This is a genomic window from Dyella sedimenti (assembly GCF_022760995.1).
GTDB lineage: Bacteria > Pseudomonadota > Gammaproteobacteria > Xanthomonadales > Rhodanobacteraceae > Dyella > Dyella sedimenti.
On the sequence record NZ_JAKWJO010000006.1, the window covers coordinates 40,655 to 65,380 of the forward strand.

The window sequence follows — 24,726 nt, forward strand, 5'->3', positions numbered from 1 at the left end:
ACTGTGCCGTCCCATCCGATGGATGCCAGCCATGCCTCACGCCCTGAGCCATATCGCCCTGATCGTCAGCCACCCCACCCGCAGCGCGGAACTGCTGACCGGCGTGTTCGAGGATGCGCGCATCCTGCGCGAGGAAGATCCCGGGGACAGCCATCCGGAAGTGATCGTGCAACTGGCGGGGCTGGAATTCGCGCTGATCCGCGGCCAGGGCCCGGCCGCGCGCAACGGCGACCATATCGCCTTCGCCGTCACCAAGCAGGAGCAGCTCGCCTGCGCCGCGCGGCTGGACGCGCTGGCGCTGGACTACCAGATGGCGCGGGGCGACACGGCGCTGTATTTCAGCGACTACGACAACCATGTGTTCGAGTTGGAGGTGGTCGAAGAATGAGGGCTGTCCGTCGCGCACAGGGTGCGCTCCCACAGGAGCCGCCAGCTGTTGTGGGAGCGCACCCTGTGCGCGACGGCTGTTTCCTCACTCCCGCAACAACAACCGATACGCCGGATTCCCGCTCTCGTCGCGATGGGGATAGCCCAGCGTGTCCAGGAACGCCTGGAACAGCGCGCGCTCGTCCGGCGGCACCTGGATGCCGACCAGGATGCGTCCGTAGTCGGCGCCGTGGTTGCGGTAGTGGAACAGGCTGATGTTCCAGTCCGGGTGCATGTGGCCGAGGAAGCGCGTGAGCGCGCCGGGCCGTTCCGGGAATTCGAAACGGTACAGCCGTTCGTCGCGGGCCAGCGGTGAGCGGCCGCCGATCATGTGGCGCAGGTGCAGCTTGGCCAGCTCGTCGTCGGTGAGGTCGAGCACGCCGAAGCCATGCGCGCGGAAGGCGTCGATCAGCGTCTGCCTTTCCTCGCGGTGCGTGGTCTGCACGCCGACGAAGATATGCGCCTCGCTGGCACTGCCGATGCGGTAGTTGAATTCGGTGATGCTGCGCTGGTCCAGTGCGGCGCAGAAGCGGCGGAAGCTGCCGCGTTCCTCGGGAATGGTGACGGCGAATACCGCCTCGCGCTGCTCGCCCACCTCGGCGCGCTCGGCCACGAAGCGCAGGCGGTCGAAATTGAGGTTGGCGCCGGAGACCACGGCCACCATCGGGTACTCGGACGCGCCGTGCGCGGCCACGTACTGCTTGAGCCCGGCCAGCGCCAGCGCGCCGGCCGGCTCGGGCACGCAGCGGGTGTCCTGGAATACGTCGCGGATGGCCGCGCAGAGGGCGTCGGTATCCACCCGCAGCAGGCTGTCCACATAGCGTTGGCACAGCGCGAAGGTGAGGTCACCCACGCGTTTGACGGCGGTGCCGTCGGAGAACAGGCCAACCTCGGGCAGGCTCACCGGTTCGCCGGCATCCAGCGAGCGCGCCATCGCATCGGAATCGACGGTCTGCACGCCGATCACCTTCACCTCCGGGCGCAGTGCCTTCACGTAGCCGGCGATGCCGGCGAGCAGGCCGCCACCGCCCACCGGCACGAAGATCGCGTGCAGCGGCCCGGGATGCTGGCGCAGGATCTCCATGCCCACCGTGGCCTGGCCGGCGATCACCGCGGGATCGTCGAAGGGATGCACGAAGGTATAGCCGCGCTCGCGCTGCAGCTGGGCGGCGGCGGCCTGGGCGTCGCTGTAGGAATCGCCGGCCAGCACGACCTCCACCTGCGCGCCGCCGAGGCGCCGCACCGCCTCCACCTTCACCTGCGGGGCGGTCACCGGCATCACGATCACCGCATGGATGCCCAGCCGCGCGGCGGCCAGCGCCACGCCCTGCGCGTGGTTGCCCGCCGAGGCGGCGATCACGCCGCGCGCGCGCTGCGCGCCGTCCAGCGCGGCCATGCGGTTGTAGGCGCCGCGCAGCTTGAAGGAAAACACCGGCTGCTGGTCCTCGCGCTTGAGCAGCACGCGCTGGCCCAACCGCGCGGACAGCAGCGGCGCCGCCTCCAGGGCGGTCTCGCGCGCCACCTCGTAGACGCGCGCGCGCAGCGTGCGGCGCAGCAGCTCGTGCTCGCTCAGGTCCGCGTCGCGGGGAGGCGGCTGCGCCAGCGCGTTCATGGCGAGCCGGCATCCGCCGGATGGCTGACCTCGATGACGTCCACCAGCTTGCGCGTCTGCTTGATGATTTGCTCGACTGTGTCGTCGGCCCCATGCATCACCAGGGTCAGCTTCGATACCTCCGGATCGTGCGTGGCGGCCACGGTCAGCGAGTCGATGTTGCAGTGGCGCGCGGCGAACAGGCCGGCCACGCGCATCAGCGCGCCGGATTCGTTTTGAAGCAGGATGGATAGGGTGTGTTTCATGGCCACGCCTACGTTGGGTTGATCGTCACCCCGCCTTTTGCGGGATGCGCCGGGACGATGCGCGTCAGAACATGTCGCTCTTCGAGTCCCCCGTTTCCGCCGGTGCCGCGCGCGAGGGAATGAAGTCTCCCGTGATCATCTGCGCATACGTCGTGCCCGGGCCCACCATCGGGTAGACGCCCGCGTCCGGGTCGATCATCACCTCCAGGAAGGCGGGGCCGCCGAAGGCGAGGAAGTCTGCGATGGCGTCCTCCAGCTCGGCCTTGTTCTCCAGCCGCCTCGCCCACTCGAAGCCGTCGGCCTGCGCGGCCTTGATGAAGTCCTTCCTGTGCAGGCTCTTGTCGGAGGAGGCGAAGCGGCCACGGAAGAACAGCTTCTGCCATTGCCGCACCATGCCGTCGCCGATGTTGTTGAGCACCACCACCTTCACCGGCAGGCCATAGGTGGTGACGGTCTCCAGCTCGCCCAGGTTCATGCGGATGCTGGCGTCGCCGTCGACGTCGATCACCACCGCGTCGCGCCGCGCGAACTGCGCGCCAATGGCGGCGGGCAGGCCGAAACCCATGGTGCCCATCGAGCCAGAGGAGAGCCAGTGGCGCGGCTCGCGGAAGTCGAAGTACTGCGCCGACCACATCTGGTGCTGGCCCACGCCGGTGCTGATGACCGCGCGGCCCCGCGTGTGGCGGTTGATGGCCTCGATCACCGCCTGCGGCTGGATCAGCGGGCTGTCGCGGTCGTAGTCCAGCGCGTGCGTGGATTTGAGCGCGGCGACGTGCGCATGCCAGTCGGCGTAGCGTCCCTCGCTGGCGAAATGGAAGCCGTGCTGCACGCCGTACTGCTGCAGGCGCGACAGGGTGCGGTCGAGGTCGCCCTGGTGGTGCCAGTCCACCGGCTTGACCTTGCCGATCTCGGCGGGGTCGATGTCGACCTGCGCGATGAAGCGCGCGTGCGGGGCGAAGCGTTCCGGCACGGTGGCCACGCGGTCGTCGAAGCGTGCGCCCAGCACCAGCAGGAAGTCGCAGTCCTCCACCGCGTAGTTGGCGTAGGCGGTGCCGTGCATGCCCAGCATGTGCAGCGCCAGCGGCTCGGTGGTGTCCATCGCGCCGATGCCCATCAGGGTAGTGGTCACCGGCAGGCCGAACTGCTGCACGAAGGCGCGCAGGGTGGCCGAGGCCTCGCCGGCGATGATGCCGCCGCCGGCGTAGATCAGCGGCCGCCTGGCCCGGCCCAGGGCGGTGAAGAAGGCTTCGCACTTGGCGTCGTCCACGCGCGCGTGCTGGATCGCCAGCTGGCGCGCGCGGTAGCCGGGAATCGGCAGGGTGCCTTCGCCGGCGAAGTCGACCGGGGCGTTCTGCACGTCCTTGGGGATGTCCACCACCACCGGGCCGGGCCGTCCGCTGCGGGCGATCTCGAAGGCGGTACGCAGCGTGATCTCCAGCCGCGCGGGATCGGTGAGCAGGAACACGTGCTTGGCGCAAGGGCTCATGATGTTGCTGACCGGCGCTTCCTGGAAGGCGTCGCTGCCCAGTGCGGCGGTGGGCACCTGGCCGCAGATCACCACCATCGGCACCGAATCGGCCATGGCGTCGCGTACCGGCGTCACCATGTTGGTGGCGCCGGGGCCGGAGGTGACGATGGCCACGCCCACCTTGCCCGAGGCGCGCGCGTAGCCGGCCGCCATGAAGCCCGCGCCCTGCTCGTTGGCGGGCACGATCAGCGGCATCGGCTCGCCGCCCAGTGGCGACAGATGGGTGGCGTTGAAGCGGAACACCGCGTCGTACACCGGCAGGATGGCGCCGCCCGAATAGCCGAACAACACGTCCACGCCTTCGTCGGCAAGCACCTGTACCACCACCTCCGCGCCGCTCATGGTCTGGCCGGCCAGCGGATGGGTGGAGGCCGGGATGGGCATCTCCTTGTGCAGTGGCGCGTTCACGGTGGTCGTTTGTCCTGGTTGGCGCCGCTGTCGCGGCGCTTGGAATGGATGGCCTTGCCGAGGAACTCCCTTCCCTGCGCGTCCCGAAAAGGGACTCCCTACGGTCGCAGGGGAGGGTTGGGGAGGGGTAAGGCGTGCTGGCGGGAAAGAGCGCCCCCTCCCGACCTCCCCCTGCTCGCGCAGGGGGAGGAGACAATCAGCCCGCCTTCTTCAGCGGCTCGGCCGCCTTCGGCGCATTCGCCTGCAGCCACGGCATGCGCGCGCGCAGCTTCGCGCCCACCTGTTCCACCGGGTGTTCCAGGTCCGCCTGCTTGAACTTCTTGTAGTTCGGCAGGCCGGCGTTGTATTCGGCGATCCAGTTGCGGGCGAAGGTGCCGTCCTGGATCTCCTTGAGGATGTCCTTCATACGCGCCTTGGTGTCGGCGTCGATCACGCGCGGGCCGCTGACGTAGTCGCCGTACTGCGCGGTCTCGGAGATGAACTCCAGCATGCGCGAGATGCCGCCCTCGTAGAACAGGTCCACGATCAGCTTCAGCTCGTGCAGCACCTCGTAGTAGGCGATCTCCGGCTGGTAGCCGGCTTCCACCAGCGTCTCGAAGCCGGCCTGCACCAGCGAGCTGGCGCCGCCGCACAGCACGGCCTGCTCGCCGAACAGGTCGGTCTCGGTCTCTTCCTTGAAGTCGGTCTTGATCAGCAGCGCGCGGCCGCCGCCGATGCCGTCGGCATAGGCCCTGGCCTTGGCTTCCGCCTGGCCGCTGACGTCCTGGTACACCGCCCAGATGCACGGCACGCCGCGGCCGATCTCGTACTCGCGGCGCACCAGCGCGCCGGGGCCCTTGGGCGCCACCAGGATCACGTCGATGTCCGTGCGCGGCTCGATCTGCTTGAAGTGCACGTTGAAGCCGTGCGCGAACAGCAGCGCGGCGCCGGGCTTGATGTTCGGCTCGATGCTTTCCTTGTAGAGCCTGGGCTGCACCATGTCGGGGGTGAGCACGGCGACCAGGTCGGCACCCTTCACCGCCTCGCCCGGCTCGGCCACGGCGAAGCCCTCGGCGCGGGCCTTCTCCCACGAGGGACCGCCCGGGCGCAGGCCGACCACCACGTCCAGGCCGGAGTCGCGCAGGTTGAGGGCGTGGGCGCGTCCCTGGCTGCCATAGCCGAGGACGGCGATGCGGGCCTTGGCCAGCGTGTCGTTGGTGCTGCTGCTCATGCGGTGACTCCTGCGGTCGTGGGTTCGTTGGCGTGTTGGGAAACGGGTGCGGAAGCGTGGTGCGCGGCGGAGGGATGCGTGGTGGCGCCGTCCGAGGCCGAGCCGACCAGCTGCGCGTACTTGGCCAGCGCGCCGCGCGTGACCTTCGGCGCCGGCGGCTGCCAGGTGGCGCGGCGCGCGGCGAGGTCGGCGGTGGTGCTGATCTGGCGCGTGTCGGCATCGATGCGCACCAGGTCGCCCTCGCGCAGCAGCGCGATGGGGCCGCCGCGCGCCGCCTCTGGCGCGATGTGGCCGACCATGTAGCCATGGGTGGCGCCGGAGAAACGGCCATCGGTGATCAAGGCCACGTCGTCGCCCAGCCCGCGGCCGACCAATGCGGCGGTGACGCCGAGCATCTCGCGCATGCCGGGGCCGCCCGCCGGGCCTTCGTTGCGGATCACGATGACGTCGCCCTTGGCGATGGCGCCGCCCTGCACCGCGGCGAAGGCGGCTTCCTCGCTCTCGAACACGCGGGCGCGGCCTTCGAAGTGATTGGCGCCCTTGCCGGCGAGCTTGAGGATGCAGCCTTCCGGCGCGAGGTTGCCGTACAGGATGGAGTAGCCGCCGCGTGGCTTGAGCGGCCGGCTGACCGGATGGATCACGTCCTGGCTTTCCGCGCGCGGGGCGGCGGCGGCTTCCTCGAACAGGCTGCGGCCGGTGATGGTGGGCGCGTCGTCCAGCATGCCGGCGGCGATCAGTTCCTGCGCGACGCGCGCGCTGCCGCCCGCGCCGAACATCTCCACGGCGGTGTAGCGCCCGGCGGGTAGCAGGTCGGCGATCACCGGCGTGTGCCTGGAGGCGGGCTCGAAATCCTCCAGCGTCCATGGCGTGCCGGCCTCGCGCGCGATGGCCAGCAGGTGCAGCACGGCGTTGGTGGAACCGGCGGTGGCGGCGACCATGCGCGCGGCATTGCGGAAGGCGGTTTCGGTGAGCAGGGCGCGCGGCGTGCGGCCCGCTTTCAGGCATTCCATCACCAGCTCGCCGCAGCGGCGCGCGGCGGCGGCCTTGGCCGGATGGGTGGCGGGAATATCGTTGAAGCCCAGCGGCGACAGGCCCAGCGCGGACAGCACCATCGCCATGGTGTTGGCGGTGAATTGGCCGCCGCAGGCGCCCGCGCCGGGGCAGGCATCGCGCTCGACCGAGGTCAGCTCGGCGTCGTCGATCTTGCCCGCGCCGTGCGCGCCCACCGCCTCGAACACCTGCTGGATGGTGATGGGATGCGCGTCGTGCAGGCCGTGCGCGATGGTGCCGCCGTAGAGCGCTACGCCGGGGATGTCCAGCCGCGCCAGCGCCATCGCGGCGGCGGGGATGGTCTTGTCGCAGCCGCACAGCACGACCATCGCGTCGAGGCAGTGGCCGTCCACCGCCAGCTCGATCGAATCGGTGATCACCTCGCGGCTGATCAGCGAGGCGCGCATGCCCGGCGTACCCATGGCGATGCCGTCGGTGACCGCGATGGTGTTGAACTCCACCGGCGTGCCGCCGGCGGCGCGGATGCCTTCGGCCACGTGCTCGGCCAGCTCGCGCAGGTTGAGGTTGCAGGGGCTCACGTTCGACCACGTATGCACCACCGCCACCAGGGGCTTGGCGATGGCCGCGTCGTCCAGGCCGGTGCCGCGCAGCATGGCGCGGGCGGGGGCGCGGTCGGGGCCGGTCTTGATCAGGTCACTGCGCATGGGGTTTCCGTCGTGAATGAGGTGTCATGGCTCCCTCCCCTGCGCGCAGGGGAGGGTCGAAAGCTCGCGCGGGATCGGCTCATCCGCCGGCGCGCCCCCAGCGCAGGAAGGCCGCCGCATGGCAGGCGTGTTCCTCGATGGCGGCGAGCACCGCGTCCAGCACCTCGCGCGTGCCGGCGTTGCCGCCGATGTCGCGCGTGCGCGGGCCGTGCTCGACCACCTCGGCCACGGCGGCCTCGACCGTCGCGGCCTCCTGCTCCAGGCCCAGCGAGTGGCGCAGCAGCAGGGCGGCGGAGAGGATCGCGCCGACTGGGTTGGCCAGGCCCTGGCCGGCGATGTCCGGCGCGGAACCGTGGATCGGCTCGTACAAGCCGCCCTTGCCTTCGCCCAGCGAGGCGGAGGGCAGCAGGCCCAGCGAGCCGGCCAGCGCGGCGGCCTCGTCAGTGAGGATGTCGCCGAACAGGTTCTCGGTCACCACCACGTCGTACTTGCCCGGCTGGGTGAGCAGCAGCATCGCCATGGAATCGACCAGCTGGTGCTCCAGCTTCACGTCCGGATAGTCGGCGGCGATGCGCTGCACCGTGCCGCGCCACAACCGCGAGGTTTCGAGCACGTTGGCCTTGTCCACCGAGGTGACGTGCTTGCGGCGTCCGCGCGCCAGTTCGAAGGCACGGCGCACCACGCGCTCGATCTCCGCCACGGTGTACTTGCATTCGTCGGTGGCGGTATCCGCCGTGCGCGTCTTGGCGCCGAAGTAGGCGCCGCCGGTGAGTTCGCGCACGAACAGCACGTCCACGCCCTTGAGCTTCTCGTCCTTCAGCGGCGACAGCGCGGCCAGCGCCGGGTGCACCTGCAGCGGGCGCAGGTTGGCGTACACGCCCAGCGCGGCGCGCAGCGCCAGCAGGCCCTGCTCGGGACGCACCGGCGCGTTGGGATCGGACCACTTGGGGCCGCCCACCGCGCCCAGCAGCACGGCGTCGGCGGCCTTGCAAGCCTCCAGCGACGCGGCCGGCAGCGGTTCGCCGGTGGCGTCGATGGCGCCGCCGCCGATCAGCTGTTCCTCGAAATGGAAATGGTGGTCGAAATGCGCGGCGACCGCGTCGAGCACGGCGACCGCCGCCGCGGTGACCTCGGGGCCGACGCCGTCGCCGGGCAGGGTGACGATATGCGCTCTCATGGGGTTACTCCGGCTAAACGAGATTGATCTTGTTGAGGAGTGCGGCCATGGATGGCCGCTTCCCGATCTTCGCGTTCACGGATGAACGCATCGATCAGGTCGCCGTGTTGTTGCAGGTAACCCAGCTGGTCGACGCCGTTGAGCAGGCAATGGCGGGCGAAGGGTTCGAGCTGGAAGCGGATGCGGCCGCCGTCGGGCAGCGCGATGTACTGCTCGCGCACGTCGATGGTCAGCTCGATGCCCGGGTGTTCCAGCAGCCAGCGGTGCTCGGCCTCGTCCAGCACGATGGCGAGCAGGCCGTTCTTCAGCGCGTTGTTGCGGAAGATGTCCGCGATCTCGCTGCACAGCACGGCCTGGATGCCGTAGTCCAGCAGCGCCCATGGCGCGTGCTCGCGCGAGGAGCCGCAGCCGAAGTTGCGGCCGGCGACCAGGATGGCGCAGCCCCTGGCCTGCGGCTGGTTGAGCGGGAAGGCGGGGTTGTCGCTGCCGTCGGCCTGGTAGCGCCAGTCGTTGAAGCACAGCTTGCCCAGGCCCGCGCGCTCGGTGGTGGTGAGGAAGCGCGCCGGGATGATGCGGTCGGTGTCGATGTTCTCGTCCGCCAGCACGGCGGTGCGGGAATGGATGCGGGTGATGGGTTTCATGCGGCGGCCTCGGTCATGTACTCGCGCGGATCGGCAATGCGCCCGGCCACGGCGGACGCCGCAGCGGTGGCCGGGCTCGCCAGCACGGTGCGCGCGCCCTTGCCCTGGCGGCCCTCGAAATTGCGGTTGGAGGTGCTCACCACCAGCTGGCCCGGCTGCGCCAGGTCGCCGTTCATGGCGATGCACATCGAGCAGCCCGGTACGCGCCACTCGGCGCCGGCGGCGGTGAACACCTGGTGCAAGCCCTCGCGCTCGGCGTCGCGGCGCACCGCCTCGGAACCGGGCACTACCAGCATGCGCACGCCTTCGGCGACGCGTCGGCCACGCAGCACGCGGGCCGCCTCGCGCAGGTCCGACAGGCGCGAGTTGGTGCAGCTGCCGACGAACACCACGTCCACCGGCGTGCCCTGCATCGGCTTGCCGGGTTCGCTTTTCATGTAGTCGAGCGCGCGCTTCTCCACCGCGTTGCGCGCGGCGGGCACCGGCTTGTCCATGGCGATCGCCATGCCGGGGTGGGTGCCGTAGGTGACGGTGGGACGCACCTTGGCGGCGTCGATGCGCACCTCGCGGTCGTACACCGCGCCCTCGTCGCTGCACAGCGTGCGCCAGTACGCCACGGCGGCATCCCAGGCGGCGCCCTGCGGCGCGCGCGGTCGGCCCTTCAGCCAGGCGAAGGTGGTCTCGTCCGGCGCGATCAGGCCCGCGCGCGCGCCGGCCTCGATCGACATGTTGCACACCGTCATGCGCTCTTCCATCGACAGCGCCTCGATGGCCGCGCCGCGGTACTCGATGACGTGGCCGGTGCCGCCGTCCACGCCGATCTCGCCGATGATGTGCAGCACCAGATCCTTGGCGCCCACGCCGGCGGGCAGGGCGCCGTCCACGTGGATCGCCAGCGTCTTCGCCTTGCGCTGCAGCAGGCACTGCGTGGCCAGCACGTGGCCGACCTCGGTGGTGCCGATGCCGAAGGCCAGCGCGCCGAACGCGCCGTGGGTGGAGGTGTGGCTGTCGCCGCACACGATGGTCATGCCGGGCTGGGTGGCGCCCAGTTCCGGGCCGATCACATGCACGATGCCGCGGTCGGCGCTGTCCCAGCCATGCAGTTCCACGCCGAACTCGCGGCAGTTGGTTTCCAGCTGCGTCACCTGCGCCTTCGCCTCGGCGGTGGCGTAGGGACGCTCGCCGCTGGCGTCGGCAGGCAGGGTGGGGGTGGAATGATCCAGCGTGGCCAGCGTGCGGTCCGGCCGGCGCAGCCTCAGGCCGCGCTCGCGCAGCTCGCTGAAGGCCTGCGGCGAGGTCACCTCGTGCACCAGGTGCAGGTCGATGTAGAGGATGGCCGGGGTGTCGGCGGTTTCCGGCGCGACGACGTGCGCGTCCCAGACTTTCTCGAAAAGCGTCTTGGCGCTCATGCCACGGCTCCCATCGATGCGGACTGTTGCTGAGGAGCGAGGCCATGGATGGCCGCTTTTTGGTCTTCGTGGTCGGGGGCGACCACACCGGATACGGGGGTCAGCCAATGCCACTTGTCTTCGGTCGTGCCATCGAACAGACCGAAGAACGCCTTCTGCAGCGCGCGCGTGACCTCGCCCGGTCGTCCCGCGCCCACCGGCTTGCGGTCGACCGAGCGCACCGGCGTGATCTCGGCGGCGGTGCCGGTCATGAACACCTCGTCGGCGGTGTACAGCGCCTCGCGCGGCAGGTCGCGCTCCTCCACCGGGATGCCCAGTTCGCCGGCCAGGGCGATCACCGACTCGCGGGTGATGCCGGCCAGGATGCCCGCGCTGCTTGGCGGCGTGAGCAGCTTGCCGTGCTTGACCAGAAACAGGTTCTCGCCGGCGCCCTCGCTGAGCAGGCCGTTGTGGCCCAGCGCGATGCCCTCGGCATAGCCGCCGCGCCGCGCTTCCAGCGCGATCAGCTGGCTGGAGAGGTAATTGCCGCCGGCCTTGGCCCAGCTGGGCAAGGTGTTCGGCGCGGGGCGATGCCAGGAGGACACGCAGACGTCCGCGCCGTGCTCGATGGCGTCGCCCAGGTAGGCGCCCCATTCCAGCGCCATGATCGCCACGTCCACCGGCGAGTCGCCCTTGGGCAGCACGCCCAGGCCGCCGGCGCCGCGGAACACGATGGGCCGCACGTAGGCCGCCTTCATGCGGTTGGCGCGGATCACCTCGTGGCAGGCGGCGTTGATTTCCTCCTCGCTGTAGCCGATCTCGATCTCATAGATCTTGGCCGACTCGAACAGCCGGCGGGTGTGGTCGGCGAGGCGGAAATAGGCCGGGCCCTGCGGCGTGGCGTAGACGCGCTCGCCCTCGAACACCGAGGAGCCGTAGTGCAGCGCGTGCGTGCTGACGTGGACCGTGGCCTCGGTCCACGGCTTGATCTGTCCGTTGTGCCAGAGGAATGGCGTAGTCATGGAAAGCTCCCAGGGATTACAGGCGGGCGACGGCCGCCGGCTGGGGGGCCGGTGCCTGCCGCTCGATGCGGTTGACGATGGAAAGCGCCGCGTGCGCGGTCGCCTCGATGATGTCGGTGCTGACGCCGGCGCCGCGCCAGTCGCGGTCGGCGTGGCGGGCGGTGAGCTGGGCCTGGCCCTGGGCGTCGCCGCCCTCGCTGACCGCGCGCACCTGGAACTGGGTGACGTCGAGCGTGGTGCCGGTGGCGCGCTCGATGGCGCGCAGCACCGCATCCACCGGGCCGTCGCCGATGGCGGCTTCGCCGACTTCGCTGCCGTTGTCGTGGGTCAGCTTCACCGAGGCCGAGGCGCTGCCGCCCAGGTGCGAGTTGGTGTTGAGCTGCGCCAGGCGCCAGGGGCCGGTGGCCTCCGGGTCCATGCCCAGCGCGATGGCCTCCAGGTCCTCGTCGTGAACCTCGCGCTTCTTGTCGGCCAGCGCCTTGAAGCGCGCGAAGATGCCGTCCATCGCCGCCTCGTCCGGCTCATGGCCCATCGCCTGCAGCCGCTGGCGCAGCGCGTGGCGGCCGGAATGCTTGCCCAGCACCAGGCGCGTCTCGCCCATGCCCACGTCCTGCGGGCGCATGATCTCGTAGGTGCCGCGGTGCTTGAGCATGCCGTGCTGGTGGATGCCCGACTCGTGAGCGAAGGCGTTCTCGCCCACCACCGCCTTGTTGCGCGGCACGGCCTGGCCGGTGAGCTGGGTGAGCAGGCGCGAGGTGGGGTGCAGCTTGCGCGCGTCGATGCCGGTATCCACCCCGAAGTAGGCGCCGCGCACGCGCAGCGCCATCACCACTTCCTCCAGCGAGGCATTGCCGGCGCGCTCGCCGATGCCGTTGATGGTGCACTCCACCTGGCGCGCGCCGGCGGCGACGCCGGCCAGGCTGTTGGCCACCGCCATGCCGAGGTCGTCGTGGCAGTGGGTGGAGAACACCACCCGCTCCGCGCCGCGCACCTGCCGACGCAGGTAGGCGATGCGCTCGCCCATCTCGGCGGGCGTGGTGTAGCCCACGGTGTCGGGCACGTTGAGCGTGGTGGCGCCCGCGGCGGCGGCGGCGCTGAACACCTCCACCAGGTATTCCGGCTCGGTGCGCATGGCGTCCTCGGCGGAGAACTCCACCTCGTGGCACAGGACCTTGGCGCGCTCGATGGCGGCGCAGGCGGTGTCGATCACCTGCTGCTTGCTCATGTTGAGCTTGTGCTCGCGGTGCAGCGGGCTGGTGGACAGGAACAGGTGGATGCGCGCATGGCGCGCGGCCTCCAGCGCGCGGCCGCAGGCGTCGATGTCGTTGTCGTGGCAGCGCGCCAGGCCGCACACGGTGGGGCCGCGCAGCACGCGGGCGATCTCCGCCACCGAGGCGAAGTCGTCCGGCGAGGCGCTGGGAAAGCCCGCCTCGATGATGTCCACGCCGAGCGCCTCCAGCGCGTGGGCCATGCGCAGCTTGGCGCGCCGGTCCATGGAAAAGCCGGGCGCCTGCTCGCCGTCGCGCAGGGTGGTGTCGAAGATGCGCACGCGTTCGGCGGCTACGTCGCCCACGTCGCGGTTCTCGCTGCTGGTGTTGTCGGGGGTCATTGCTTTGGCTCCATTGGCACGCGCCGCTGGGCAACAAAAAACCCCGCATCCTGGTCGGGTGCGGGGTTCTTGGTGGTATTCAGGTGTTTTTCTAGTTACCTGGACACACGCCCTTAGCCCGCACCTCCGTTGGTAATAAGGAGTACGAGTACAAGGGCAAGAAGGAGGTTGTCGCGAAGCCGCAGGAGGCCCGCGGCCGCCGTGGGGCGGATGGGCTCGGCAATGCGATCATGGCTGTTGCGCTGCGACATGCCGACGACCCTAACGGCGGGTGCAAGGGCTTGTCAACAGTTTCTTTTGAAATTTCCGTTATCGCGCGGCCTAGGACATATTTGGACGTCCAGATGTCTAGACGTCACCCATCGCGGCTTCATGTGGGCGCGGGCCGACTTTCCGTGAGTTCTTTCAGGTAGAGCGCCAGGGCGCGCCGCAGCTGGTCCTGGGCTGCCTGGCGCAGCGCGGCGGGCCGTTCGTTCTGCAGGGCCACCGCGGCCTTCATCAGCTGCTGCACCACCATCGCGGCCGGGCGCAACTCGCCCGCCGCGAGGCCGGGCGCGTGGATCGCAAGGATCTGGCACAGGTAGTCGCGCATGCGCTGACGTATGGTGCGGCCCAGCATCGGCGGCAACGAGCCGCCGGCCTCCACCAGTATCACGAACGAGGGATGCTGGCGGCGATAGTCGGCGAAGGTGCGCACCAGCCGCGCCGCGAGTTCCTCCGTGGCGCAGCCCGGCGCCTGCGCCACCAGCCGGTCCATGCGCGCGTAGAGCGCCTCGGCGTGGTCGGCCATCAGGGCCTCGGCCAGCGCCTCCTTGGTGGGAAAGAACTGGTACAGCGAGCCGATCGCGGCGCCCGCGCGGGCGGCGATCTCGGTCATGGTGGCGGCGTCGTAGCCTTTTTCGACGAAGCAGCCGGACGCGGCGGCGAGCAGCGCGGCGACCCGCTCATGGCCGCGGCGGCGCTGCGGCGCGCGGCCGCCCTGGCTTGTGGGACGCGAAGCCATCCTCATACACTCCAACGTGAGGTCATCCTCACATATCGTTCCCTGGCGGGGTCGCCGTCCGGAACGGCATGCCAGCACGCTTTTACCGGCATGCCGGGCTTCCGGGCAAGCCTTGCGCGGCGACCATCGCATTTCCTGACGGAGCCAACTCCATGGACAAGCTCGACCCCCGCAGCACCGCGCTGGTGCTGATCGACCTGCAGAAAGGCATCGCCCCCTTCGCCGCCGGCCCGCACACCGCCGGCGAGGTATATGGCCGCGCCGGCCGGCTCGCCGCCCGCTTCCGCGAACTCGGCGCGCCGGTGGCGCTGGTGCGCGTGGGCTTCTCGGCCGACGGCGCCGACATGCTGCGCCCGCTGGCCGACCAGCCCGTGCCGGCCCGGCCCAGCCTGCCGCCCGACTGGCTGACCTATGCGGACGAACTGCGGGCGGGCGAGGGTGACATCCATATCCTCAAGCGCCAGTGGGGCGCGTTCTACGGCACCGAGCTGGAACTGCAGCTGCGCCGCCGCGGCATCACGCAGATCGTGCTGGGCGGCATTTCCACCAATATCGGCGTGGAATCCACCGCGCGCCAGGCCTTCGAGCTGGGTTTCCACCAGGTGCTGGTGGAGGATGCGATGAGTTCGTCCGATCCCGCCCACCATCGCTTCGCGGTGGAGAACATCTTCCCCCGGCTGGGCCGCGTGCGCTCCACCGAGCAGGTGCTGGCCATGCTGGCCTGACCGCTCCAGGGCCGCCTCGCCGTGCGCGGGGCGGTCGTGCATGCGGCTTTTCGTTCCTGCCGCTGAACCGCGATTGCTGCGCTGCGCAAGTCGGGGTGTGTGAGCCGTGGCGCGGCCGCTCCACGGATCGGCCACCGATTGGCCCGTCGAAATTTTGCGATGCAGCGGAAGTCGCCTGATATTGCGACTTTACAAGTTTTGATGAAAACGTTTACGTTCCGCCGCGACGTGACGGTGGACTCACTTTTTCGACGGTGCCGCGGGAGCCGAATGACGACCAAGAAGGCCACCATCAAGGACGTGGCGCGCGAGGCCAAGGTCTCGATCGCGTCGGTGTCGCGCGTGCTCAATGGCCTCGGCGGCGTCACGGCGGACACCCAGGAGGCGGTGCGCCAGGCCGCCGCGCGGCTGCACTACGTGCCGGACAGCGCGGCGCGCAGCCTGATCACCGGGCGCACCCACACCATCGGCGCGGTGCTGCCGGACCTGTACGGCGAGTTCTTTTCGGAGCTGATCCGCGGCATCGACCTCGCCGCGCGGGCGCGCGGGCTGCACCTGCTGGTCTCCAGTTCCCACGATGGCGTGGAGGACGCCGCCGCCGCCGTGCGCGCCATGCGCGGGCGGGTGGATGGCCTGATCGTCCTCTCCCAGTTCGTGGACCAGGCCTTCCTGGAGAAGAACCTGCCGGCGGACCTGCCCGCCGTGCTGCTGGATTCGCCGGTCGACAACCCGCGCTATCCCGCCATCAACATCGACAACGACGCCGGTGCGCAGGCCATGGTCGGGCATTTGCTGGACGTGGGCCATGCCTCGGTCGCCTTCATCACCGGTCCGTCAGGCAACTTTGACGCCCAGCAGCGCGAGAAGGGCTACCGTGCGGCGATGGCCGCGCACGCGCCGCACATGCCGCTGAACATCATCGCGGGGGATTTCACCGAGGAATCGGGCTATCGCGCCGGCCGCGAGCTGCTGGCGCAGCGGCCCCGGCCGCAGGCGGTGTTCGCCGCCAACGACATGATGGCGGTGGGCTGCCTGTACGCCTTCAAGGAGGCGGGCCTGGACGTGCCGGGCGACATCGCGCTGGCCGGCTTCGACGACATCCTCATCGCACGCTACGTGACCCCGGCGCTCAGCACCGTGCGCGTAAGCATCACCGATCTGGGCAAGAGCGCGCTGCTCCTGTTGACCGGACTCATGGAAGGCAAGGCACACACGAGTCCCGCGACCCGCACCCTGGGCTGCGACGTGGTCGTGCGCGACTCGTGCGGAGCACATCAAACCGACGTTGCAACGATTAACCCATCGAGGGCCGGCTAGCGCCGGTATTGAGGGAGGGGAGAAACATCATGAACCGCATTCACAAAAGTAAACGTTTACTAGCTGTCGCCATCGCCCTGGCGACGGTGTCTTCCATGGCCCCGGCCCTGTCCTGGGCGCAGACCTCGGACGCCACCTTGCGCGGCAAGGGACCGGCCGACGTCGACGTGGTGGCCAAGAACACGGCCACCGGCGCGACGCGTCGTACGCATACCGACAAGGACGGCAGCTACGCGCTGGTCGGCCTGCCGCCGGGTACCTACCAGGTGGATGCCGGTCCCGGCACCGAGCGCCTGGTGACCGTGACGGTGGGTTCGGTGGCCACGCTGAACCTGGCCGCGAACGCCTCCGCCGAGCCCGCCGCGAATGCGGCAAACGCGGCAAACGCGAAGGAACTGGGCACCATCACCGTGAGCGCCACCACCCTGCAGGAGGTAAAGACTTCCGAGGTGGGCCAGCTGGTGTCGATGCGGCAGATCCAGACCACGCCGGCCGCCTCGCGCAACTTCCTGGAGTTCGCCGACACCGTGCCCGGCATGGTGTTCACCCGCGACGCCAACGGCAACACCAGCCTGCGCTCGGGCGCCCAGGCCAGCTCCAACATCAACGTCTACATCGACGGCGTGGGCCAGAAGAACTACGTGCTGCCCGGCGGCGTCACCGGCCAGAACAACAGCCAGGGCAATCCGTTCCCGCAGCTGGCGGTGGCCGAGTACAAGGTCATCACCTCCAACTACAAGGCGGAGTACGACCAGCTTTCCAGCGCCGCGATCACCGCCGAGACCAAGTCGGGCACCAACGAGTTCCACGGCGACGTGTTCGGCAGCTACACCAATACCGCCATGCGCGCCGAGACGCCTTCCGAGTCGGCCGCGCACAAGAAGCAGGATTCGCACGAGAAGGACTATGGCTTCGACCTCGGCGGCCCGATCCTGAAGAACCTGGCGCACTTCTACGTCGCCTACGAGGGCAAGGAATTCGACAGCCCCATCGCGGTGACGCCTGGCGGCGACGTGACCTACCAGAAGCAGCTGCCGGCGAGCGCGATCGCTCAGGAAGGTCCGTCCAGCCTGCCGTTCAAGGAGAATAACTGGTTCGGCAAGATCGATTTCGAGCCCACCGACCGCGACCGCTTCGAGATCAGCGGCAAGTACCGCAACGAGACCGCGATCAGCGGCATCGGCACCACGCTCGCGCCGTCCTCCGCGCTCAACACCAAGAACACCGACAAGCGCTTCGACGTGCGCTGGGACCATAGCGCCGACAGCTGGTTCAACCGCCTGCAGGCCACCTACGAGGACGCGTACTACACGCCTTCGCCGATCGTCACCGGCGCCGGCCAGGTGTACACGCCGTACGACAACCAGAACCTGACGATCCTGCAGACCGGCAATTCGCCGCTGGCCTTCCAGAACAAGGGCCAGGAGGGTCCGGCGATCTCCGACGACCTGACCTTCAACGACCTGCAGTGGCTTGGCGACCACGTCGTGAAGATGGGCGTGAAGTTCAAGTCGGTGAAGCTCACCGCGCAGGACGCGGGCGACACCAATGCGCTGTTCAGCTACGCGGTGACGCCGGATGCCGGCACCGAGGCGATCCCGTACAAGGTGCAGTTCGGCTCGCCGGTGCCGGGCCAGAGCCCGGTGGCGACCAGCCGCGACAAGCAGTTCGGTACCTATATCCAGGACGACTGGCAGATCGACGACCACTGGACGCTGAACCTCGGCGTGCGCTGGGACTACGAGAAGACCCCGTCGTACCTCGATTACGTCACTCCCTCCGACGTGATCGCCGCCATCAACTCGCAGGACCCGAACGCGCCGGCCGGCCAGACCTACGCGCAGACGCTGGCCAAGGGCGGCGTCAACATCAACGACTACATCAGCACCGGCAGTAACCGCCACGCGACCAAGAGCGAGGTGCAGCCGCGCTTCGGCTTCTCCGACGACATCTTCGGCGACGAGGAGCACGTGATCTTCGGCGGCTGGGGCCGCGCCTACGACCGCAACCTGTACGAGTCGCTGCAGGTCGAGCAGACCAAGTCGGTGCTGTCGCAGCCCACGCTGTTCTTCAACACGCCGCTGGTGCCCTGCACCGCGGGGCCGACCTGCCTGGCCTGGAACCCGGCCTACCTCAACATCGCCACGCTGCAGGGGCTGGTCGCCGGCACCACGGCGGGCAAGGAGGTGGACCTGATCAACAACCACCTCAAGGCGCCGTATTCCGACCAGCTCAGCCTGGGCATGCGCAACAAGATCGGCGACTGGAACACCAGCATCACCTTCGTCAGCATCAAGAGCCACGACGGCCTGGTCTACACGCTGGGCAACCGCTATCCGGACGGCAGCTTCTGGCAGAACGGCGGCCAGCCGTGGGGCAACGGCATCCCCGGTTTCGGCAGCCTGATCATCGGCAACAACGGCCTGACCACCAAGACCGACCAGATCCTGCTTTCCGCCGAGAAGCCGTACACGGTGGACTCGCACTGGAGCGCCAGCGTCGCCTACACCTATACGCACGCCAAGCAGAACAACGACAACAACGACCCGACCGACCAGTACGCGTTCGACTACGAGACCATCGGCGACTATCCGTTCTCGGCGGCGCCGGGCGTGGCCAGGCACCGCTTGGTCGCCACCGGCTCGCTGGACGGCCCGTGGGGCTTCGTGTTCGGCGCCAAGCTGACCCTGGCCACGCCGATCCCGGACCTGGGCTATGCCTGCTTCGGCGCCACGCCCACCAACGAGGACATCGGCCGCATCGCGGGTGGCGGCTGCCAGGCGATCGCCGCCATGCCGCCGGGCACCGGCAAGTTCCTGCTCGGCGGGAAGATCTTCGGCTACCGCGACATCGACCTGCAGGCGACCAAGAACTTCAAGGTGTACGGCAACCTCAACGCCTACGTGCGCATCGACCTGATCAATGCGTTCAACTGGCACAACTACACCACCTACATCGAGAACTGGGGTTCCAACGGCGTGCTGAACCGCACGCCGGTGATGTACAACCCCATCGGCGACATCACGGGGTATGCGCGTACCCTGAAGGTCACCGCCGGCATCAACTTCTGACCAGGCACCTCCCACTGCCGCCAGGCATGGCGGCACTTTCGGGGCCCGCCCATGGCGGGCCTCTCTTTGAGACGAGCGGACCCATGACCAAGCGACTCCTCCGCGCCGTGCTGGCCGGCGCGCTCACCCTTGCCGCCGGGACCGCGATGGCGGCGACGGCGCCCGGGGCGGCCCCGTCCTTGACGTACCAGGCCCTGCCCAGGGACCAGCGCGCCGCCATCGACGAGCTGGAGCAGCGCACCTTCCAGTGGTTCTGGGACAGCGCCGATGCGAAGACCGGCCTGGTGCCCGACCACTATCCCGGGCCTTCCTTCGCCAGCATCGCCTCGGTGGGGTTCGCGCTGACCGTCTACGGCGTGGGCGTGGAGCGCGGCTACGTCACCCGCCAGCAGGCCGCCGAGCGTACCCTGGCCACGCTGCGCTTCTTCAACGACGCGCCGCAGGGCGCCGACGAGGATGGCGTTGCCGGCTACCAGGGCTTCTTCTATCACTTCCTCGACATGCGGACCGGCCGGCGCTACGGGCGCGGCATCGAGCTGTCCAGCGTGGACACCACGCTGCTGCTGGGCGGCGTGCTGTTCGCGCAGTCGTACTTCGACCGCGACAACCAGGACGAGAAGGAGATCCGCCGGCTCGCCGACGCGATCTACCGCCGCGTCGACTGGACCTGGATGCAGCCGCACGCGCCGCTCGTCAGCATGGGCTGGACGCCGGGCGGCAAGTTCATCCCCGCCGACTGGAAGGGCTACAGCGAAGGCATGCTGGTCTACGTGCTGGCGCTGGGCTCGCCCACCCATCCGGTCGCCGATGGCGCGTGGCAGGCCTGGACGAGCACCTATCCCAAGCAGTGGGGCGAGTTCCAGGGGCGCACCTTCCTCAATTTCGCGCCGCTGTTCGGCCACCAGTACAGCCATGCGTGGATCGACTTCCGCGGCATCCAGGATGGCTGGAGCCGCGACCACCACACCGACTATTTCCAGAACAGCCGCCAGGCCACCTATGCCCAGCGCGCCTACGCCATCGCCAACCCGAACCATTGGGACGGCTACGGCGAGAATATCTGGGGCCTGACCGCCTGCAACGGGCCGGGCGACGCGGTGGTCAAGCGCAACGATGGCGGCACGCGCGCCTTCTACGGCTATACCGCGCGCGGCGCGGGACTCGACTACGTCTCCGATGACGGTACCATCGCCCCGACCGCCGCCGGCGGTTCCATCGCGTTCGCGCCGGAAATCGTGGTGCCCGCGCTGATGGCGATGAAGGCGCGCTACGGCGACGCCGTGTACGGCAAGTATGGTTTCGTCGATGCGTTCAACCCCAGCTACGACACCGGCCTGGCGCCGAAGGAAGGACGCGCGGTGCCCGGCATGGGCTGGGCCGACGACAAGCAGATCGGCATCGACCAGGGACCGATCGTGTTGATGATCGAGAACTGGCGCAGCGGCTTCGTATGGAACGTGATGCGCAAGAACCCCTACATCCGCAAGGGCCTGGAACGGGCCGGCTTCACCGGCGGCTGGCTGGACGGCAAGCGCGGCTAGCCATGCCGCGGCTTGCCGGCAGCGCGGGCATCGGCCGGGCCATGGCGGGCCTGCTGGCCCTGGCCGTGCTGCTGGCCGGGTGCGGCCGCGCGCACGACGATGCGCAGACGCTGAGCTTCTGGACCCTCGGCCCGGAAGGCGAGGCGGTGGTGAAGCTGCTGCCGGATTTCGAGCGGGAGCATCCCGGCATCCACGTGATCGTGCAGCGGCTGCCGTTGACGGCGGCGCACCAGAAGCTGCTCACCGCCTTCGCCGGCGGTTCCACCCCGGATGTGGGGCAACTGGGCAATACGTGGCTGGCGGAGTTCGCCGTCCTCGGCGCGCTGGAACCGCTGCAGGCGCGCGTGGACCGATCGGCGGTGGTGAAGGCCGGGGATTACTTCGCGCCCATCTGGGCCACCAACCGCATCGACGGCACGCTGTACGGCGTGCCCTGGTACATCGACACGCGGCTGCTGTTCTACCGGCGCGACCTGCTCGCGGCGGCCGGCTTCGACCATCCGCCGCGCGACTGGGCCGAATGGCGGCGCATGCTGGCGGCGCTGAGCCATCCGCAGCGGGGCGCCTACGGTATCCTGCTGCCCACCAACGAGTACGAGCAGCTGATGTCGCTGGCGCTGCAGCAGCCCGAGCCGATGCTGCGCGACGGCGGCCGCTACGGCAATTTCGAGAGCGCTGGCTTCAAGCGCGCGCTGGCCTTCTACGTCGATACCTTCCGCCTGCGCCAGGCGCCGCCGATTACCAACGTGGAGGCCGGCAATCCGTGGGAGGAGTTCGGGCGCGGCGTGTATGCCTTCTATTTCTCCGGGCCGTGGAACATTGGCGAGTTCCGCCAGCGCCTGTCGGCGGACCATGAGGATCGCTGGGCCACCGCGCCGCTGCCGGGACCGGATGGCCCGGGCGCGGGCGCGGCCGGCGGTTCCAGCCTGGTGGTGTTCCGCCGCTCCCCGCACAAGGAGGCCGCCTGGGCGCTGATCGAGTACCTGTCGCGGCCCGAGGTGCAGCAGCGCTTCTACGACATGCTGGGCGACATGCCCGCGCGCCGCAGCGCGTGGGATGGCGGCAGCCTGCGCAGCGATCCCAAGGTGCAGGCCTTCCGCGCGCAGCTCGAACGGGTCAAGCCCACGCCGCCGGTGCCCGAGTGGGAGCAGATCGCCAACGAGATGCAGCTGGTGGCCGCGCGCGCGGTGGCCGGCGAGCTGACGGTGGACCAGGCCGCCGCCGAGATCGACCGCCGCGCCGACCGCATCCTGGCCAAGCGGCGCTGGATACTCGACCACGCGCGCCACGACGGGGCCTCGCCATGAGCCGCCAGCGCATCGCCTGGCTGTTCCTGGCGCCCGCGCTGGCGGTGCTGGGCGTGTTCTTCTTGCTGCCGGTGATCGCGGCGCTGGCGCTCAGCCTCACCGACTACGACCTCTATGCGCTGGCCGACGTGCGCCACCTGCGCTTCGTGGCGCTGGGCAACTACTGGGACCTGCTGCACCAGCCGCGTTTCTGGTCGGCGCTGGGCCATACGCTGTACTTCGTGGCGGTGGGCGTGCCGCTGTCCATCGCCACTTCGCTGGGCGCCGCGCTGCTGCTCGATTCGCCGCTGGCGCGCGCCAAGGCGCTGTTCCGCACCGCGCTGTTCGCGCCGGTGGTGACCACGGTGGTCGCGGTGGCGGTGGTGTGGCGCTACCTGTTCAACACCAAGTACGGCCTGGCCAACCACGTGCTGGGCCTGGTCGGCATCCATCCGGTGGACTGGCTCGGCGACCCGCACTGGGCGATGCCGGCGATCATCCTGTTCGCGGTGTGGAAGAACTTCGGCTACAACATGATCATCCTGCTGGCCGGCCTGCAGGCCATCCCTCGCGACCTCTACGAGGCGGCGCGCATCGACGGCGCCTCGCCGCTGCAGCAGTTCCGCCACATCACCCTGCCCATGCTGGGGCCAACCCTGCTGATGGTGGGCATCCTCACCGTGTCGGGTTATTTCCAGCTGTTCGCCGAGCCCTACGTGATGACCGAGGGCGGCCCGCTGCAGAGCACCACCAGCGTGCTGTACCTGATGTACAACGAAGGCTTCCAGTGGTGGAACTTCGGCATGGCCTCGGCGGTGGCCTTTCTGCTGTTCGTGGTGATGTTCGCCATGACCGCGCTGATGCTGCGCCTGGCGCGGCGGGGCGGCGCGGCATGAACCGGCGCCTGGCCTCGGCGATCATCCACGGGCTGCTGGCCGGCGGCACCCTGGTGGCGGTGTTTCCGCTGCTGTGGATGGTCTCGGTGTCGTTCATGCGGCCCGGCGAGGCCGGCAGCCTGCCGTCGCCGCTGCTGCCCGCCCATCCCACCTGGCACAACTACGAGGCGCTGTTCTTGCGCGCCGGCATGGGACGCTACCTGCTCAACAGCCTGCTGGTGTCCGGCGCGATCACCGTGCTGTCGCTGGCCTGCAACCTGATGGCCGGCTACGCCTTCGCCAAGCTGCGCTTCCATGGCCGCGAGCGGCTGTTCCAGGCGCTGCTGGGCATGCTGGTGATTCCCGCGCAGGTGGCCATGCTGCCGCTGTTCCTGATGCTCAAGTACCTGGGCCTGGTGGACAGCTATGCCGCGGTGATCGTGCCGGCGATGGCCAGCGCGTTCGGCATCTTCCTGGTGCGCCAGTACGCGCGCGGCATCCCCGACGAGCTGATGGAGGCCGCGCGCATCGACGGCGCCGGCGAGCTGCGCATCTTCGTGCAGATCGTGCTGCCGCTGCTCAAGCCGGTCATGGTGACGCTGGCGATCTTCACCTTCCTCACCGCCTGGAACGACTTCATGTGGCCGCTGATCGCGCTCACCGGGCAGGACCACTACACGCTGCCGCTGGGCCTGGCCTCGCTGGCGCGCGAGCATGCGCAGGACAGCGAGCTGATGATGGCCGGCTCGGTGGTGACGGTGGTGCCGGTGCTGCTGCTGTTCCTGGCCATGCAGCGCTACTACATCGAGGGCCTGCTGCTGGGCAGCGTGAAGGGCTAGGCGATGCGCGCGCCGCCCGCCGGGTCGAAGACATGCAGGCGCTCAGGCACCAAGGTGAAGTGCATCGGGGCGCCGGCTTCGGGCAGGTCGCCGGGCGCCACGCGCGACACCAGCGGCGCGTCGCCATGGCGCAGGTTGAGGAACACCTCGTTGCCGATCGGCTCGATCACTTCGAGCAGCGCGTCCAGCGCGGCGTCGGCGGCCGCGCAGGGGCGCAGGTCCTCCGGCCGCACGCCGAGCACCACCTCGCGGTCGGTCCAGGGGCGCAGCGCGGCATCCTTCGCGCCGAGCGGGCCGAGCGGCAGCGCCTGGCTCGCCGTCTGCAGGCGCCAGCCGTCGGCATGGCGCAGCGTGCCGCGCAGCAGGTTCATCGCCGGCGAGCCGAGGAAGCCGGCCACGAACAGGTTGGCTGGCCGGTCGTAGAGGTTCATCGGCGTGTCGATCTGCTGGATGCGGCCGCCATCGAGCACCACGATGCGCTGGCCCAGCGTCATCGCCTCCACCTGGTCGTGGGTCACGTAGACCATGGTGGCGCCGAGCTGGCGATGCAGCCGCGCGATCTCCACGCGCATGGACAGGCGAAGCTTGGCGTCGAGGTTGGACAGCGGCTCGTCCAGCAGGAACACCTTCGGCTCGCGCACCAGCGCCCGGCCCAGCGCCACGCGCTGGCGCTGGCCGCCGGAGAGCGCGGCAGGCAGGGCGTCCAGGCGCTGCTCCAGTTCCAGCAGCCGCGCGGCCTTGCCGATGCGCTCGTCGATCTCGGTCCTGGACTTGCCGCGCAGGCGCAGGCCGAAGGCGAGGTTCTGCGCCACCGTCATGTGCGGGTAGAGCGCGTAGTTCTGGAACACCATGGCGATATCCCGGTCCCTGGGCGACACCTCGTTCACCACGCGGCCGTCGATGCGCAGCGTGCCGGAGGAAATCGATTCCAGCCCGGCGATCATGCGCAGCAGCGTGCTCTTGCCGCAGCCCGAGGGGCCCACCAGCACCAGCAGCTCGCCGTCGGCGATGTCGAAGCTGGCCTCGGCAACACCGGCGTGGCCGTTGGGATAGGTCTTGCACAGCCGGTCCAGTTGCACGGTAGCCAT

General features: G+C 69.5%; 20 protein-coding genes. 8 read left to right on the top strand and 12 right to left on the bottom strand.

Going from position 1 to position 24,726, the window contains the following annotated elements; translation table 11 throughout:
* Positions 1-31 precede the first annotated feature (31 nt).
* On the top strand, positions 32-388 hold the full coding sequence (locus MJ605_RS13345) for a VOC family protein (protein ID WP_243042029.1): 357 nt from the start codon (positions 32-34) through the stop codon (positions 386-388).
* An 84-nt stretch (positions 389-472) separates the two neighbouring features.
* On the opposite strand, the gene ilvA is transcribed toward MJ605_RS13345, so the two are convergent.
* From ilvA to MJ605_RS13400, 11 genes are all read right to left on the bottom strand, one after another.
* Positions 473-2,038: a threonine ammonia-lyase, biosynthetic gene (gene ilvA, locus MJ605_RS13350; RefSeq protein ID WP_243042030.1), complete on the bottom strand. Its 1,566-nt coding sequence runs from the start codon at positions 2,036-2,038 to the stop codon at positions 473-475.
* Positions 2,035-2,283 (bottom strand): acetolactate synthase small subunit, encoded by a 249-nt coding sequence (ilvN, locus tag MJ605_RS13355; protein WP_243042031.1) that lies wholly within the window; start codon positions 2,281-2,283, stop codon positions 2,035-2,037. Before ilvN ends, ilvA begins: the two co-directional genes overlap by 4 nt.
* Positions 2,284-2,347: 64 nt before the next feature.
* A complete protein-coding gene (ilvB, locus tag MJ605_RS13360; RefSeq protein WP_243042247.1) occupies positions 2,348-4,195 on the bottom strand; it encodes a biosynthetic-type acetolactate synthase large subunit in 1,848 nt (615 codons plus the stop codon).
* Between the two features lie 220 nt (positions 4,196-4,415).
* Positions 4,416-5,429, bottom strand: coding sequence for a ketol-acid reductoisomerase (gene ilvC / locus MJ605_RS13365; RefSeq protein ID WP_243042032.1), 1,014 nt, complete (start codon positions 5,427-5,429; stop codon positions 4,416-4,418).
* Positions 5,426-7,144 (bottom strand): dihydroxy-acid dehydratase, encoded by a 1,719-nt coding sequence (gene ilvD / locus MJ605_RS13370; RefSeq protein ID WP_243042033.1) that lies wholly within the window; start codon positions 7,142-7,144, stop codon positions 5,426-5,428. Before ilvD ends, ilvC begins: the two co-directional genes overlap by 4 nt.
* Positions 7,145-7,223: 79 nt before the next feature.
* Positions 7,224-8,321, bottom strand: coding sequence for a 3-isopropylmalate dehydrogenase (leuB, locus tag MJ605_RS13375; protein ID WP_243042034.1), 1,098 nt, complete (start codon positions 8,319-8,321; stop codon positions 7,224-7,226).
* Positions 8,318-8,962 carry a 3-isopropylmalate dehydratase small subunit gene (gene leuD / locus MJ605_RS13380; RefSeq protein ID WP_243042035.1) on the bottom strand — a complete coding sequence of 215 codons (645 nt, stop codon included), beginning with the start codon at positions 8,960-8,962 and terminating at the stop codon, positions 8,318-8,320. The genes leuB and leuD overlap by 4 nt, the downstream gene beginning before the upstream one ends.
* Positions 8,959-10,371, bottom strand: coding sequence for a 3-isopropylmalate dehydratase large subunit (gene leuC / locus MJ605_RS13385; protein ID WP_243042036.1), 1,413 nt, complete (start codon positions 10,369-10,371; stop codon positions 8,959-8,961). Before leuC ends, leuD begins: the two co-directional genes overlap by 4 nt.
* Positions 10,368-11,372: a branched-chain amino acid transaminase gene (locus tag MJ605_RS13390; RefSeq protein WP_243042037.1), complete on the bottom strand. Its 1,005-nt coding sequence runs from the start codon at positions 11,370-11,372 to the stop codon at positions 10,368-10,370. The genes leuC and MJ605_RS13390 overlap by 4 nt, the downstream gene beginning before the upstream one ends.
* A gap of 16 nt (positions 11,373-11,388) precedes the next feature.
* Entirely contained in the window at positions 11,389-12,981 is a 1,593-nt protein-coding gene (locus MJ605_RS13395) for a 2-isopropylmalate synthase (protein ID WP_243042038.1), read from the bottom strand.
* A gap of 370 nt (positions 12,982-13,351) precedes the next feature.
* Positions 13,352-13,984, bottom strand: a complete 633-nt coding sequence (locus tag MJ605_RS13400) for a TetR/AcrR family transcriptional regulator (protein WP_243042039.1) — start codon at positions 13,982-13,984, stop codon at positions 13,352-13,354.
* A 152-nt stretch (positions 13,985-14,136) separates the two neighbouring features.
* Here MJ605_RS13400 and MJ605_RS13405 point away from each other — a divergent pair, with 152 nt between their 5' ends.
* From MJ605_RS13405 to MJ605_RS13435, 7 genes are all read left to right on the top strand, one after another.
* The gene (locus MJ605_RS13405) at positions 14,137-14,709 is read left to right on the top strand and encodes a hydrolase (RefSeq protein WP_243042040.1); all 573 of its coding nucleotides are present in this window, start codon (positions 14,137-14,139) and stop codon (positions 14,707-14,709) included.
* A gap of 270 nt (positions 14,710-14,979) precedes the next feature.
* Entirely contained in the window at positions 14,980-16,026 is a 1,047-nt protein-coding gene (locus MJ605_RS13410; RefSeq protein ID WP_243042041.1) for a LacI family DNA-binding transcriptional regulator, read from the top strand.
* 29 nt (positions 16,027-16,055) lie between these two features.
* Entirely contained in the window at positions 16,056-19,097 is a 3,042-nt protein-coding gene (locus MJ605_RS13415; protein WP_243042042.1) for a TonB-dependent receptor, read from the top strand.
* Positions 19,098-19,180: 83 nt separating this feature from the next.
* Entirely contained in the window at positions 19,181-20,638 is a 1,458-nt protein-coding gene (locus MJ605_RS13420) for a glucoamylase family protein (protein ID WP_243042043.1), read from the top strand.
* A gap of 2 nt (positions 20,639-20,640) precedes the next feature.
* Positions 20,641-21,945: a sugar ABC transporter substrate-binding protein gene (locus tag MJ605_RS13425; RefSeq protein WP_243042044.1), complete on the top strand. Its 1,305-nt coding sequence runs from the start codon at positions 20,641-20,643 to the stop codon at positions 21,943-21,945.
* On the top strand, positions 21,942-22,820 hold the full coding sequence (locus MJ605_RS13430) for a carbohydrate ABC transporter permease (RefSeq protein ID WP_243042045.1): 879 nt from the start codon (positions 21,942-21,944) through the stop codon (positions 22,818-22,820). The genes MJ605_RS13425 and MJ605_RS13430 overlap by 4 nt, the downstream gene beginning before the upstream one ends.
* Entirely contained in the window at positions 22,817-23,638 is an 822-nt protein-coding gene (locus tag MJ605_RS13435; protein WP_243042046.1) for a carbohydrate ABC transporter permease, read from the top strand. The genes MJ605_RS13430 and MJ605_RS13435 overlap by 4 nt, the downstream gene beginning before the upstream one ends.
* Here the strand turns inward: MJ605_RS13435 and MJ605_RS13440 are convergent.
* Positions 23,635-24,726, bottom strand: coding sequence for an ABC transporter ATP-binding protein (locus MJ605_RS13440; RefSeq protein WP_243042047.1), 1,092 nt, complete (start codon positions 24,724-24,726; stop codon positions 23,635-23,637). The genes MJ605_RS13435 and MJ605_RS13440 overlap by 4 nt on opposite strands.